General features: G+C 48.0%; 15 protein-coding genes and 1 pseudogene. 9 read left to right on the plus strand and 7 right to left on the minus strand.

The genetic code is table 11. From position 1 onward, the window contains the following. Window positions 1-59: 59 nt before the first annotated feature. On the minus strand, window positions 60-692 hold the full coding sequence (locus AC6I8P_RS20050) for a glutathione S-transferase family protein (protein ID WP_058758896.1): 633 nt from the start codon (window positions 690-692) through the stop codon (window positions 60-62). Between the two features lie 122 nt (window positions 693-814). Here AC6I8P_RS20050 and AC6I8P_RS20055 point away from each other — a divergent pair, with 122 nt between their 5' ends. The 4 genes and pseudogenes from AC6I8P_RS20055 to AC6I8P_RS20070 form a co-directional block, all read left to right on the plus strand. Then, window positions 815-1,702: a LysR family transcriptional regulator gene (locus tag AC6I8P_RS20055; protein ID WP_238562240.1), complete on the plus strand. Its 888-nt coding sequence runs from the start codon at window positions 815-817 to the stop codon at window positions 1,700-1,702. A gap of 116 nt (window positions 1,703-1,818) precedes the next feature. Next, window positions 1,819-2,586, plus strand: a complete 768-nt coding sequence (locus AC6I8P_RS20060) for an enoyl-CoA hydratase/isomerase family protein (RefSeq protein WP_058758870.1) — start codon at window positions 1,819-1,821, stop codon at window positions 2,584-2,586. 96 nt (window positions 2,587-2,682) lie between these two features. Further along, complete coding sequence (locus tag AC6I8P_RS20065; RefSeq protein WP_058758869.1) at window positions 2,683-3,819, plus strand: alkene reductase; 1,137 nt, start codon at window positions 2,683-2,685, stop codon at window positions 3,817-3,819. Window positions 3,820-4,052: 233 nt separating this feature from the next. Continuing rightward, window positions 4,053-4,583 (plus strand): annotated as a pseudogene (locus tag AC6I8P_RS20070) (transposase); the annotation flags it as partial. 189 nt (window positions 4,584-4,772) lie between these two features. Here the strand turns inward: AC6I8P_RS20070 and AC6I8P_RS20075 are convergent. Further along, window positions 4,773-5,063, minus strand: coding sequence for a DUF1330 domain-containing protein (locus AC6I8P_RS20075; RefSeq protein ID WP_104187151.1), 291 nt, complete (start codon window positions 5,061-5,063; stop codon window positions 4,773-4,775). Window positions 5,064-5,133: 70 nt separating this feature from the next. Here AC6I8P_RS20075 and AC6I8P_RS20080 point away from each other — a divergent pair, with 70 nt between their 5' ends. Both AC6I8P_RS20080 and AC6I8P_RS20085 read left to right on the plus strand, forming a co-directional pair. Further along, complete coding sequence (locus AC6I8P_RS20080) at window positions 5,134-5,637, plus strand: MarR family winged helix-turn-helix transcriptional regulator (protein ID WP_481658122.1); 504 nt, start codon at window positions 5,134-5,136, stop codon at window positions 5,635-5,637. Window positions 5,638-6,181: 544 nt separating this feature from the next. Continuing rightward, a complete protein-coding gene (locus AC6I8P_RS20085; RefSeq protein ID WP_127835229.1) occupies window positions 6,182-6,796 on the plus strand; it encodes a histidine phosphatase family protein in 615 nt (204 codons plus the stop codon). Between the two features lie 129 nt (window positions 6,797-6,925). Here the strand turns inward: AC6I8P_RS20085 and AC6I8P_RS20090 are convergent, their stop codons facing one another. The 4 genes from AC6I8P_RS20090 to AC6I8P_RS20105 form a co-directional block, all read right to left on the minus strand. Beyond that, on the minus strand, window positions 6,926-7,546 hold the full coding sequence (locus AC6I8P_RS20090) for a LysE family translocator (protein WP_480309373.1): 621 nt from the start codon (window positions 7,544-7,546) through the stop codon (window positions 6,926-6,928). A gap of 186 nt (window positions 7,547-7,732) precedes the next feature. Continuing rightward, window positions 7,733-8,848, minus strand: a complete 1,116-nt coding sequence (locus AC6I8P_RS20095) for a UvrD-helicase domain-containing protein (protein ID WP_498031283.1) — start codon at window positions 8,846-8,848, stop codon at window positions 7,733-7,735. Next, window positions 8,845-10,497, minus strand: coding sequence for an ATP-dependent nuclease (locus tag AC6I8P_RS20100; protein WP_498031284.1), 1,653 nt, complete (start codon window positions 10,495-10,497; stop codon window positions 8,845-8,847). Before AC6I8P_RS20100 ends, AC6I8P_RS20095 begins: the two co-directional genes overlap by 4 nt. Before the next feature lie 276 nt (window positions 10,498-10,773). Beyond that, the gene (locus AC6I8P_RS20105) at window positions 10,774-11,706 is read right to left on the minus strand and encodes a GIY-YIG nuclease family protein (RefSeq protein ID WP_481658125.1); all 933 of its coding nucleotides are present in this window, start codon (window positions 11,704-11,706) and stop codon (window positions 10,774-10,776) included. Between the two features lie 469 nt (window positions 11,707-12,175). Between AC6I8P_RS20105 and AC6I8P_RS20110 the strand changes: the two genes are divergently transcribed. The 3 genes from AC6I8P_RS20110 to AC6I8P_RS20120 all read left to right on the plus strand — a co-directional run bounded on the left by AC6I8P_RS20110 (window position 12,176) and on the right by AC6I8P_RS20120 (window position 13,642). Beyond that, window positions 12,176-12,643 (plus strand): helix-turn-helix domain-containing protein, encoded by a 468-nt coding sequence (locus AC6I8P_RS20110; RefSeq protein WP_481658126.1) that lies wholly within the window; start codon window positions 12,176-12,178, stop codon window positions 12,641-12,643. Window positions 12,644-12,758: 115 nt separating this feature from the next. Next, window positions 12,759-13,151, plus strand: coding sequence for a VOC family protein (locus tag AC6I8P_RS20115; protein ID WP_166711452.1), 393 nt, complete (start codon window positions 12,759-12,761; stop codon window positions 13,149-13,151). An 89-nt stretch (window positions 13,152-13,240) separates the two neighbouring features. Continuing rightward, window positions 13,241-13,642, plus strand: a complete 402-nt coding sequence (locus AC6I8P_RS20120) for a VOC family protein (RefSeq protein WP_278427175.1) — start codon at window positions 13,241-13,243, stop codon at window positions 13,640-13,642. A gap of 183 nt (window positions 13,643-13,825) precedes the next feature. Here the strand turns inward: AC6I8P_RS20120 and AC6I8P_RS20125 are convergent, their stop codons facing one another. Further along, a complete protein-coding gene (locus AC6I8P_RS20125) occupies window positions 13,826-14,293 on the minus strand; it encodes a GNAT family N-acetyltransferase (protein WP_481658128.1) in 468 nt (155 codons plus the stop codon). Window positions 14,294-14,345: the final 52 nt, after the last annotated feature.

A 14,345-nucleotide genomic window follows, 5' to 3' on the forward strand; every position in this document is an offset into this window, starting at 1 on the left:
TTCTCTGAAAAGTTATTTAGGGTGATCTCTTAATTTCCGGGCGGCTTTACAACAGTCACTTACCGGGGGACAAGCGCGTTAATGCGTTCTGTGGCGCGCTGTACGGCGGGACGGTTAATCATTTCATCAAACCAGCGAGCCACATTTGGTGTGTTTTCAAAACTGACCCCGGCAAACTCCCGACGCCACAGCCAGCCGAAGTGCGCAATATCAGCAATGCTGTATTCCTTTCCGGCAACAAACTGGCGGTCAGCCAGAAGGGTATCCAGCACCTTAAGGGTGCGGTCTGCTTCTGTAGTGAAACGCTGAATTGCCAGCGGCTGTGGTTCGGATGCCTGACGCTGGAAAAAACCTGCCTGACCGAAAGCCGGTCCCAGTCCTGAAGCATGAAAGAACAGCTGCTCAAATACCCGTGACCTGGCCGGGCCTGAAGCGGGTAAAAGCTTCCCCGTTTTTTCAGCAAGATAGATAAGGATGGCGGCCGACTCCGTCAGTACCAGCGGCTCAGATAAGGCGTCAGTATCAACAAGCACAGGGACTTTGCCGTTGGGGTTTAAGGCCAGAAATTCAGCTGACTTCTGTTCCCCTTTACGAACGTTCACCGGGTGTAAAACATATTCAAAACCGAGTTCTTCGAGTGCGACAGGCACCTTGATGCTGTTAGGCGTGGCGAAAGCATAAATATCAATCATGATCATTTCCTGCTGAGAGGTTTGCCGGGCCAGCCCCGGCAAGCTGAAAATGATAATGGCTGGCATGAGACAGGAATGGTAGATATGCTCAACGGATAACATCTATTCTTCAGAGGAATAAAATGGATCGCTTTCAGGCAATGGCCACTTTCATTCGGGTTGTGGATACAGGCTCATTCTCTGCAACTGCCAGACAGCTAAACGTGGGCCAGCCTGCGGTCTCCAAAATTGTTGCTCAGCTGGAGTCGCGATTACAGACCCGTTTACTGACCCGATCGACCCACGGCCTGACGCCCACCGAGGCCGGGCAGCGCTATTATGAGCGTGCGTGGGCCGCCCTGCAGGAAGCCGAAGAGGCTGAACTGGCCGCCCGGGGAGCAGGAAAAGGCCTGTCCGGAAAGCTGCGGATTTCAGCCGCAACCACTTTTGCACGGCTGCATATCATTCCCCGCCTTCCGGCGTTCCTTGATGAGCATCCGGAACTGGATGTGGACGTGATCCTGGATGACCGAGTGATCGACCTGATTGCTGAAGGTATTGATATCTCATTGCGTATGGGAAATCTGCCCGACTCAGGTGTCGTCGCCAGAAAGCTGGCAACAGGACCCCGCTCAGTGATTGCCACGCCGGAATATCTCTCAGAAAGGGGGGAGCCGAAAACGCCGGCTGAACTCGCAGAACATCAGGCAATTCTCTATCACCCACAGCCCAGCCTCTGGTCATTCACCCGGCAGGGTGCCGTTGTGTCCACTGCCGTGAGCGGTCGCATCCGCGTCAGCGCCGCTGAAGGACAGCGAGCTGCCGTGCTAAGCCATATGGGGTTGTGTATTGCCTCCGACTGGATGTTTGCCGAGGAATTAAGAAATGGAACCGTTCAGAAGGTGCTGACGTCATGGCAACTGCCTGACATTGACCTGTGGGCCGTATTCCCTAACGGACGACTGGCGAGTGCCAAAGCCCGGCAGTTTGCTGGTTTTGTTGAAACCATCATGGGGGAGAGTAGAACATGATATTCCATTCAGGAATAGTTGTTATCTAATCTCCGGGCGATCCCAATGTAACTGGAATGGAATAGTGTTGTTTCATGTCCAGCCACTCCGGTCTGGTAACAACAAGGATCGCCACTATGTCTACGTTTGAAACTTATCGTTATGCCTTTCCTAATGCCCGCCTGACCCGTAAACCCAATGGCGTACTGGAGGTTAAATTCCATACTGCCGGTGAAAAACTGGTTTTCGATGGCCATACCCACGAGCAGTTCGTCGAGCTCTTCCATGCCATCGGCGAAGACCGTGAAAACCGCGCAGTGATCCTGACCGGTTCGGGTGATGCCTTTATGGACGCAATCAGTCCGGAAGGATTTGATTTCTTCACCCCGGCAGGTTTCGACAAAATTCTGCGCGAAGGCAGAAAGGTGCTGAACAACATTCTGGATATCGAAGTTCCGATGATTACCGCGCTAAACGGCCCGGTGCTGCTTCACAGCGAATATGCCCTGCTGACCGATACCATTCTGGCCACCCCGGAAACCGTTTTTCAGGATAAACCGCATTTCGAATTCGGGATCGTCCCCGGTGACGGCGTGCACATTCTGTGGCCAGAAGTTATTGGATCGCTCCGGGGCCGCCACTTTTTGCTGACCCGTCAGGTGCTTGATGCGGAAACGGCGAAAGACTGGGGCGTAGTAAACGAAATTGTGCCCGCTGATAAGCTTCTGGCCCGCGCTCACGAAATTGCCGACGGGATTGCTGCACTTCCGCCACTGACCTCGCGCTACACCCGGATTGCACTGACTCAGCGTCTTAAGCGTCTGGTAGATGAGGGGCTGGGTTATGGCCTGGCGCTGGAAGGTATCAGTGCCGCGCAGGTTGCCCACACACTGGCCCGGCAGTAAGCCTGTCGGATATTGACTTAGATTATTTGGCATCACTGAATTCATTTGATATTGCGCCAGGGCCCATGTGCTCTGGCTCAACGTGAGGTAGATTTAATGAACCCTTTATTCTCACCTGTGACTGCAGGAAAACTGCATCTGAACCATCGCGTCGTTATGGCGCCCACCACGCGCATGAGGACCGAACCGGGCGGTGTTCCCGGCAAGTTGATGAAAGAATATTACCGCCAGCGAGCGAGTCTCGGAGGGCTCCTTATCGCTGAGGCCACGGCGGTTTCGCCCTATGCGAATGCCTATGAAGATGCACCGGGAATCTTTACTGACGAGCAACAGGCGGGATGGCAGCGCCTGGTGGAAGCCGTGCATGCCAGAGGCGCTCAGATTGTACTGCAGTTGTGGCACCCGGGTCGTCAGTCCCTGCCTGAACTGTCAGCGGGACGTCAGCCCGTCGCGCCTTCAGCGCTCATGGCCAGAGATACTTATGGCGTGGTGAAAAATGAACGGGGATCCTATGAGGGCAAGCTTTTTCCCGTTCCTCGCGCTCTGGAACTGGATGAAATTCATGAGCTCATGGAGGAGTTACGGCAGGCAGCCATTCGGGCCAGAAATGCAGGATTTGATGGCGTTGAGCTACATGCCGCCAACGGTTACTTACCTGAACAGTTTCTGCTGGATGGCAGCAATCAGCGCACTGACAGTTATGGCGGCTCCCTTGAAAACCGTGCGCGCTTTCTGCTTGAGTCCGTTAGCGTACTGACTGATGTCTGGGGGCCGGGGCGCGTTGCTGTGCGTATTTCTCCCAGCGGGATATACGGTGATATGCATGACAGCGATCCGACAGCCACTTTCCGTTATCTGGTCGGGCGGCTGAACCTGTTTGACCTGGCCTATCTGCATGTTATCGAGCCCCGCATCGTGGGGCCGGAAGACAGGGAGGCTGGCTATTATGCGGAGCCGGTAGCCAGCCGCGATTTGCGCGCTTTTTATCAGGGGAAAATTATTGCGGCGGGCGGCTTTAAACCAGAGGATGCCGGGAATACGCTGCAAAAAGGTGAGGCCGACCTGATTGCTTTTGGTCGTCTCTTTACCTCCAATCCGGACCTGCCAGAGCGTATAAGAAACGCATTTCCTCTCGCTGCCTACAATCGTGACGCTTTCTTTGGCGGAGATGAGCGGGGCTACAGTGATTTTCCTGCTTATTCACTGCCAGCACCAAAAGAACGCCCGGTCTGAGTATACAACCATCAAAAGTTAACTGAGATTCGGTATTCCCATGGAATGCCGGATTTCAGATGAATGATCTTCAATCAAATATGAGTTTTTCAGACTCTGCAGCACTCCGCTTTCCGCTCATTGCGGAAATCAGAACGTCTTTCACCAGGGGGGCAACAAATGAAGCCATCAGGTTCTGCAGCTCAGAAACTATGTGAGAGGAGTGAAATCATGTTTCCAGTCGGTATTGCTGGGACGAGCTGCTGGCTGACGTTATGCGGGGGGAAAACCGGCTCGAAAAATATCAGTCTACTAACACGCCTGCAGACGTCATCGGTTCATGAATCAGAATGGCGCAGCTGCTCCATGAAGAAGTGAGAAATATTGAACGGCAGGTTAAAGCGGACATTCAGGCCAGCTCAGTCCTGAAACGGGATTGTGCGCTGCTGACGTCGATTAAATCTGTCTGGCCCCAACTGGGGATGCACATGCTGGTTGTGCTGCGCAGCCATAACGTTGAATCAGCAGATCAGGCTGCGGCTTTTCCGGGCGTGGTGCCTCTTGAAAAACGTTCGGGGACGGCCACGCATATCTTAAATCGGCCGCCTCAGCTCAGAACAAAGCTCTGCATGTCTGCCCAATGCGGAAAAATTAACAATAAACGGATGCGTAATATCTACAAGGAAATGTGTCTCATGGGCAAACCTGAAATGGTAGCCATCGGTGCACTGATGCGAAAACGGGGTCATCGGTGTTATGGCGTTCTGAAAACGGCAACAATTTTTGTGATCTGGAATCAAGAGTTGCACTTAACGACTGATTTATATGAATCTTATTTTTACACCCTATCCAGGGATGTAGGTTTTGTCTTCATAATAAACAGGCTCTGCGCAGGATATTTTTGGTTTCCTGGCAAAGCCTTATGAGGCACAGGACGGACTCAAAAGAATCTGTCTGTATTCCGGGAAAAGATCTCAGTCGGTTTCGACAATGAACATCCTTGCTTCCTGAGCTTCCCGGCGTTCGGCCTTGATGGGGGCGTATTTTTCAGAGTTGTAGAAGGCTAACGCCTGGTTAAGAGTTGGAAACTCAAATACGCCAGCTAATGGCAGAGGCACTTCATCGCCTTCAAGAACTTCCGACACGGAGCCAAAATGCAGAATTCGCCCGCCGGCTTCTTTCAGAGCTGCCTGAAACCGGGGAGCGAGTTTAGACTGCCTGTCAGGGTCGATAACACGCAGATTGATGTGCACGTACGCTGGCATAATGCTTCTCCTGTTGTTAAATAATGCATATACACTATTATTCGTTGATCGGGATTTCAAGAGGTACTACATGAGCGGTTTTGATCCAAAATATTTCAGGGAAATAGCAGCTGAATGTCCGGGATTTCAGGCTCGTGCCACGGCGCGCGCAGTCACGCGCTACTACAATGTCTGTTTCAAATCGCTCGGTCTCACCGCCGAGCAATTTAGCCTGTTGGTTGGAATTGGAGCTTTCGAGGGCGCCACAATAGTTGATCTTGCGGTCAGCGCGGGAGTTGATGCGACAACCCTGAGCCGAAATGTTCAGAACATGGAATTGAGAGGTTTAGTCCGTTCCGAAGGTGGACGCGGCCGCGCAGGAAAGCGGCTAAATCTGACGCATTCCGGATACCAGCTCATGGCAGAAGCCTTGCCTGTATGGAAATCAGCTAAAGATAAGTTATCCATTATGATGGGTGATGACCGACTCCGGTCAGCAACACGGGCAATGGAGGAGTTAGCCAGGGCAATAAATATCGACCAGAGCCCTGAAGCAGATCGCAACTCCCACAATAAAAATACGGTAGCTGAATGACAATCTCTCCGTATCAGCACTCCTGATTGAGCCTCTTGAAAAATAGGTTTCCTCCATATGAACGATCTTTTACCTTATTTTTAAGGCATGCAGAGCGTTCAGGTGTGAAGCTGGACGGCGCCGTACGCCCGGCGTAGCCGGTTACAGCCATATAAATCGTGCCATATCCTACCTTTTCTCTGTTTATGCCCAGAAAGTGCGGGAATGCTCATATCCGCGTCAGCACTGGGCTAAGCAGTTATTCTCAAAAAAAAGGTGTGCGGTATTGGGGCTTATAAACACGGGACGAGTGAAGGGTTATATGCTTTCACATACTGACCATTGGGATGTTGGTACTTTGTAAAAATGCATGCTGAATGTCCGTTTTGTGCCAGGAGCCGACATTATCTACGTTCGATGCATCCTTCGTGAGACAGGCCATCCCGGTTTGCATTCAGCTAAACTTTTTCCTGTTTTTCGTCCGTAACAGAAAGCATTCCGCTACAGCTGGCTGGTATGTTTGTTCCAGGACATTTAAATCAACAACATGCATGGTCCACTAAAGATGAAAGTGATTCTTGTTCGACACGCAGAAACAGAGTGGAATGAGAGAGGTATTATTCAGGGGCAAAGCGATAGTACGTTGACCCTCCGGGGGGAGCGCCAAACATCAGCCTTACTCGCAGCATTTGTCGCGAGTGATTATCAGGTTGAACGTGTTTACGCCTCTCCACTTGGTCGTACCTGGCAAATGGGGCAGAGCCTGTCTGAGTGCTTTAGTTGCTCATTGGTTGCTGAAACAGCCCTTAAAGAACAGGCATTTGGTCAATTTGAAGGCATGTCAACGGCACAGCTCCTTCAACACCATCCGAAAGATGCAAATGCGTTATTCAAATTTGATGCAGAGTATTGTCCGCCAGAGGGAGAGCCATTAGCACAGGCAACTCAACGAGTGATAAGTTTCTTACAAAATCTGCAAGACACCAAAGAACATCAGTGCGTATGTATCGTGTCGCATGGGCATGTCAGTCAGGGAGTGCTGGCAATACTTAAAGAAGGGACTATCGATAACTTTACCCGGTACGCTCACCCCAATGCGAGTTACTCCGTTTTCGATTTTTTGGATGGAAAATGCACTGCGCTCAGATGGGGAATTGCCACACATCTACTTGAACGTTAGGTTCAAGTGGTCATTTGAGTTAGGCGATATTATCTTTAACACGATGTCCGCTTCTCGCTCATAGCGGACATCAGTCTGTCGCCAGTCCGCTTCGTGCCAGGAGCGGACGTTTTCAGCCAGTCCAGCGGGCTATCTTGTGCTCATAGCAAGTTTAGCCGCGAAGCATAAAAATAAGCCCCCTGTTGCTCTGTCCATCATCTGGACAACGCGATTTTTCTTCAAAATGGCTGACGCAAAATGCGTACATAAAATGAGTGTGACTGACCATATAGTCCCAATCGCCACGTGGATGCTGACCAGGATAAAAGTCCATATCAAAGGAGAGTGACCGGCAGGTATGAATTGCGGCAAAAAGGAGACATAGAAAATGCCCATTTTAGGGTTTAGCACATTCCCCAACATTCCTCTGATAAACCAGTTCCCCTGAGAACCATTGTCATCATCGCCATTAATAAAAGCTGATCGGGGACGTATCAGCAGTTGTAAACCCAGCCAGCTCAGGTAGACCGCGCCACAAACTTTAAGCATCGTATAAGCCATTTCTGAGACCGCCAGAAGAGCACCAAGGCCTAATGCGACCAGCGTCCCCCATAAAAAACAGCCAGCATCAATGCCAAGCGCAGCGTGAAAAGCCTTTTTGCCGCCCTCTGCACAAGCAGTGCGCAGAATAAGTGCAGTATCAAGGCCGGGGGTCAGGGTAAGTAACAATGCTGCGAGAGAGAATGCGAAGAGAGAATCGTTAACAGTCATTTTCTTGGTCCGAAAGAGCAGATGTTAATCATTTAGTTCCCTGTAATCAATCTAACAAATATCAGTTTTTGAATGTCCGCTCTTCGCTCACAGCATACCTTCTGCTCTGTTAGTTCGGCCGCTTAGTGCTAGCCTTAGCTCAGTGATAACAAGAAGCTAAGTAAGAATTTTAGGGCTATCATGGTCCTACCCTGAAGTGTAAATTTTAATCCCATTAGAGTTAAAAGCTGCGCCACCATTAAAGACAATCGCAACACTTTTAACTGGCCTAGTCAGACCAACATACAACTTGGCTCGTGAATCATTAGTGAGTGCAGTGCTATTATCCTGGAACCACTTCAGCATAGGTTCGGTAGGAAAGATGATCACACGTTCAAATGTCAGGCCTTTAGATGTACCAAAGGTTAAGACAGGATAACGTTCATCAACGGTACGCCTTTTATCCCAGCGCAATTGCACTGGAGTATACGTTTCTAGGTAGTGATTCAGTAATTTTTCGGGCAGCAAGAAGACTCCGTCGTGACCGGATATTTCACAAACGTTAGAGGCTGAAGGGGCAAAGGCAGGATAAAGTTTGTTGGCAAAATCATTGATTTCATGAAAGCACCGAAAGTTCTCATTCAACATTTTATCATCAACTGTGACCCCTGCCGCCTTGTCATCAAAGAAATTCACGATGGCAGCTTTTTTGTACTTCGCATTTTTCTCGGTATTGACGGTACTGTAAGTGGCCTGACGCGGGTCGCCGACCAGCGTGATTTTAATGGGTGACCTGAACAGTGTTTGAAGAATTTCAAGATCGTAACCAGCAAGATCCTGAACCTCATCCACATAAATTTCATCAAAGCACGATCCCAACCGAGCGACGACTTTTCCGTTCGACTTCTCATCACAGCGAAGAGAAAGTTTGGCCATTTTATCGGAGTAAAGCTTAAAATCAGAACTGAAATAGTGCTGCCTGAAATCTTTCTCCCCCCAGTAGATGGGTCTCCCCGCTACCTTATAAGGCTTTACACCGGATTTGCTACTGCAAAGGAGCATTCCTTTGACGTCATAGTCAAATAGACACCCCTGATAGGGTTTTATCCAATGTTTAATCAGAAAGGAAAACCAGGTGATCACATACAAATTAGGCGGGACACACCCATTCTCTTTAATGATTTTGACATTTATTTCATCCCGGCATGCCTCGGTGAACGTGGTAATCAGAATACGCTTTCCTGAAGTGACAGCCTTTAATGCTTCACTGACTACAAAGGTACTTTTACCTGCTCCAGCAGATGCGATGATGACTTTGTTCATTTGATCGCATCCAGAATGTACTGCGGATATTGTATGCTGAGCGCCGCAGTATTCGTATAGTTAAATATCTTCAATGCGCAATCTGTTTTATTCGCATGCATGTAAATGCGTAAGTCATCATCAGAAGTATGTGTAGTCCCTAAAACGGCATCAAGGCTTGCCCGACTGTTCGCCTTCAGCAATTTGGGCTCAAGAGTATTGTAATTGTATTTTTTTGTGCCCACCATCAGCATACCGGTATCAACAATCGGGTCAACACAGATATCAATGTGTGGTTTTATATTCGCGCCCAGATAAGTACTGTATTTTTTCTGAATTGCGGCAATATCGCCATCATTGTCCGTTACGACGCGGGTAGGTTTGTCGATAATCGCGGCTATTTCCAGAAATCTCAAAAAAGAAATCCCTACTGAAATAACTTCGATCCCGTCCTCAATGGGTAGTCGTCCATGGTTCGTATCCATGTAGGCCTTCTGAACCACAAGCTCGTCTGAATCGCCTTCAACCAGAATCGCTTTCTTACACAAAACCATTCGAAGCGTGTCGTAACCGGCAATCTTTTCGAAAAATTCTTTAGTGCCAGGTGTTAACGAAGCCAGCTTGGTCGTCTTGCGGTTTGAGAGAAAAATCAGATCACCAAGACCGAGTTTATTCGCAACGAAACTACTGTGAGTCGTAATGATGATCTGTTTACCTTCACAGTTGTCTTTGATGGTCTTAATGAGCAGATTAAGCTTGGTGTGCGATAGGTTATTTTCAGGCTCTTCAATGAGAATGACATTCGACTCTTTGGCTTTATTGTGCGAGAGCGCTAAATTTGTCTTCACAATGCTCTGCTCGCCCTTTCCAATGTAGTTAAACGGAACATCATCCAGGCAGGTAATCAGGCTTGATTCCCATGCTTTTTGAGAGGAAAGCTCAACTGAGATAGTGACCTTTTTACTGGTGATCTTGCTTGCACTGATAATTTTCTTATTAATGGTTTCGATAGACTGGTCTGATATGAAGGCTTCTTTCATCTTACGGTGCGACTGAGAAACGCTAATGACCTCATCATCCGTCAGCAAATCCTTGATTATTCTGCTGATGTAAACATTTGACCCATTGTTGCCTCTGGCCGAGGATGAATCGATAAATGCAGACTTGAGGGGGATGTTACGTGATAAAAGTGCGTCCCTGCTGAAGCTTTTCCACTCAATATCGTAATACTCTATAGGCAACGTTCTAATATCACTTACTTTCAAGAGTGCTTCATAGGCAGCCTTATAGTCCTCGTTAAACTTGATTTTGAATACAACTCCCACTGAGGATGACTTCAGGCAGTTACCATCCCCCTCCAGAAAAACAGTGTCAGGCGTTTTTTGGAAGTGGAGCTCAACGAATAGCGCTGGCGGTGGCAATCTAACTGCGGTTGCGAGACTGGCTAGATATTCCTTCACCAATTGGTCATTAAAGAGATATTGGCTGATGTTGTTCTTGACAGGTTTCCCTGCATACAAACCGGTCAAACCTAAATTGATAGCCTCAAGGATGGTACTTTTTCCCGCTTCATTATCGCCTACGATAATGTTCACTGACTCATTGAATTCGATGCAAAATCGGTCTTTAAACCCCTTAAAACCCTCAATAATTAACTTTGTAATAACCATTAACATCTCCATTACATGTTATGCGCAATCAATTCAGGAAAATATACTTGATGAAAAGTGGATTGGGGTTTATGGCAGCAGGTTAAATATCAACCGAGCAATTGACCTGTCCCTTTCAATACAATACGCCAAATTTAGTAATACCACTATCGACTGCAGGGACAGTTGATACCTTCCGCTCCTCGCTCACAGCGGACCTTCAACTCAGTCAGCAACGTCCGCTGCGTGCCAGGAGCGGTCCTTGCTAAATGGAGTTATTTCAATCAAAACGTAACGTCACAACCAGCCGACGCTCTCTCTCCACTTATAATTAGTAACTTTATCATTTTCGCTTATTTTTTTTGAGATAGAGCGAGGCTCTCTTCCTAGATACTCAGATATTTCTGTCGGGGACAAATCAAAATCGACAAGCATGACTCTAAGTTTTTCCATTTCCTTTAAAGTCCAGGGCTTCCCAAAATTCTCATAAAGGGAGACCTTATGCTCCCTGATAGTTCGTTTTCTCAGAGTTTCACTTTCCCTCTGAAAAATCTCGCTTTTAAACTGTGAGCGGAACTCTTTACAGAAATTGCCATCTATTTTTTTATTATACAGGTTGCTAAAAATAAGTTGGGATGCCGGGTCTAAATCAGGCGTGTCGATAATAAAAATCTTGACCCTCTCCATATATGGATATTCAATCTTACCCAATATACTTAGTTGTTTTAAATTAAAAAAACCTCTCAAATCAAAAGATTTAATGAGCTTTGATTGGATTACACTTTCAATCCTGCTTGCATTTGAATAACAGTAACTTACCATTGGAAGGGCCCATACTACCAGTTGAGGAATATATTTTTCTAATGCAATACTCTGCCAGTCAGTATCAAATGTTTGGTTTTTTGCTAGCATGTTTTTCGGCAAAGCAGAATCTAACGTCGTAGATGCCCATATCTTATAATCCTTCGCTAAGGCTTGATAGTATTTTGTGTGGTTATGAATTTTATAAGCTGACATCAAGCGATACACGTCGTCATCGTGACCCGCGTCGTAAATTGTTCGATTTCCTCTCAGGTAACCATCGTAATGTTCGCTTATCCTTCTTCCTACATTACAACTTACCCCAACGTAAACCACACGATTGAAAAGTCCTTTATGGACAATAAGATAAACTCCGCTACAGCCTGATTTCCTAGCCTCTGATATAGAACCTAAAAATCTCCATTCCATAATTAAAATCCATTATTATTGCCACTCTTTTTTATTTATCATTATTTTATTGAAACTTCAACAAGTTAATCCAAAAGCTAAGGGCAAAGACTTATATAAGTATACTTATCATCGTTAGCACTTATATAGTGTAGTGGCGCAATGTACATGAGGTGCATGTGGAGAAAATATATCGTTGTTGATTAACATGACCTGCTCCCTGTTGATTCACAAAGAATGCTGTTAGCAGTGTCAGCTCCTCGCTCATAGCGGACATCAGTCTGTCGCCAGTCCGTTTTGTGCCAGCAGCGGAAGTAGCATATGAACCTGTATGTTAAAACCGACCGTATATGCTCCTGAAGTTTGGGATTCAAGACTCTCAAACCGGCATGTCAGACCGTTGTCAGGTTACTGTCGGGTTATGATCGTGGGCGTGCAGGATTGTCTGGGCAACACTGTGCGCTGACCACTTTCCATTTGGAGACATAATATGAGTAATACAAACAAATTTAGATCGCGGCGTCTTGCGCGAGCATGGTCCCAGGAACAGCTTGCCGAACTGTCCGGACTGAGTGTGCGCACGGTGCAGCGTATTGAGAATGGCGATCAACCCAGCCTGGAAACACTGAGCGCCCTTGCAGCTGTATTTGAGGTGAGCGTTGCGGATCTTTCTGGCTCTGACGCGCATGGCGATAACGCGCTCGACCAGAGAATTGTCGAAGCGAAGAGCAACCTCGCAGAGGAAGGCCGTTTTTACCGGTCGGTTATTACCGCTGTCATTGTTTGTGCGCTATTGCTTGTTCTTAACCACTTTACGGCCCCGGCCAGCGTATGGTCATTGTGGGTATCGGGGATCTGGTTTGCACTGCTGGTTATTCGTGGTATGAGAACGTTTGTTTTTCGCGGGCTGATTAGTCGCTGGCAACAGAAGCGGTTGCGGCAGATGCTGCGGCGATAAGCGCGATTCGCAACAGTAGTCTTATGTTAAATCGAGTGCTGTCGTGTGCTTGGTTGGTTGTTTATCAAAAATGACTAAGAGAGTCTATTTGGTAATAACAATCAGGGAGGCGGCTGTGAAGATAACGAAGATTGACCACATACACGTATACGTCGAGAACATCAAACTGGCAGAACGCTGGTACCAGGAGGTTCTTGGTTTTTCCCGCGATGACTCGCTGTATTTCTGGTTTGAGCAGGGAGGGCCGCTGGTTATCAGAAATCACGGCGCATCACTTTCCCTGTTTCCCAGGAAAAATCAGCATCCCGGCCATACGGTGGCTTTCGTTGTAGAAGCGGCTGAGTTTCTCAGTTTTGTGCCTGCTCTCAACGCCAAAAATATCCCGTTTACCGTATGCGATCACGATGTATCTTTATCCGTGTACTTTAACGATCTTAGCGATAACAAGATTGAGCTGACCAGCTACGAATACCTTCAGGCAAAGCAGCTACTGGAGAGCGTTGTATAGCTTTCTCCCTTGGCTGCAGTCGGAGCGCAAAACTTTTATGCTAAAAGAGAGTGTCAGGGCTGTTTTGCCTGAAACCTGACGGAGCAGAAATGAGAACGCAAAAGCGATGTATAGGATACGTGGCGATCGTGGTCGATGACTACGACCGCGCGATTGAATACTACACCGACAAGCTGGGTTTTACTCTGGTTGAGGATACGCCGCAGCCTGGCAAGCGCTGGGTTGTGGTGACGCCGCACCCGGAAAGCGACTGTAATATTCTCCTGGCCCGCGCTTCAAACGAGCGGCAGGAAGGCTTTATCGGCAACCAGTGTGGCGGACGGGTTTTCCTGTTCCTGCAGACCGATGACTTCTGGCGCGATTACAACGCCATGAAGGAGAAAGGCGTCCACTTCTGCCAGGAGCCGCGGGAGGAGGAGTACGGGATGGTGGTGGTGTTTGAGGACATCTATGGCAACCGATGGGATCTTTACCAGAACGCGCAGCCCTGAAAGCCCTGAGGCTGCGCACGTCCAGTGCGTGGCCGGGACTGTATGTCTGATATTTATTTGTCATCATTAAATGTCCACTCTTCGCTCATAGCGGACCATGCTCCGCGTCTGTCCGCTTTGTGCCAGGAGCGGACATTGCAGACTGATTGTATACGCCAGACTGGAGACAGACAGGAACGCGGGTCAGCCAGTCTTTTTTGCATGAGTGTAAATATCAGGACGTGTGATACTCCATGCATAGTTTTCCCGATTAACAGGCTCGTAGCCAAATTTTTCATAGAGCCAGGGCGCTGTGGTTGTAAACAACATGATCCTGCGAAGCCGCTCAAAAACAGGATGATCATGTATGCATTGCATCACCCATCTGCCCAACCCTTCTCCCTGATATTCCTCCAGGATATAAACATCACAAAGGTAAGCGAACGTAGCGTAATCTGTTATTAAGCGCGCGAAACCAATCTGGGCTTCATCGTGATAAACACCGAAATTAAGGCTGTTTTCAACGGATGCACGGACAAGAGCCAGATCAATCCCTTTAGCCCAGGTTGACCTCGTGAGATAGAGATGGATAGCCTGCACATCCAGTTTTTTTCTGTCTGTACTTATCAGGTAGTTATCTTTATGCCACTCATATTTCTCTGAAATACTCACGCTCAATCCTGTTTAAGAATTCCCGGAAAACCTGACCTTATCACCTGATGGA

It is taken from the genome of gamma proteobacterium symbiont of Lampromicra miyakona (genome assembly GCF_059730895.1).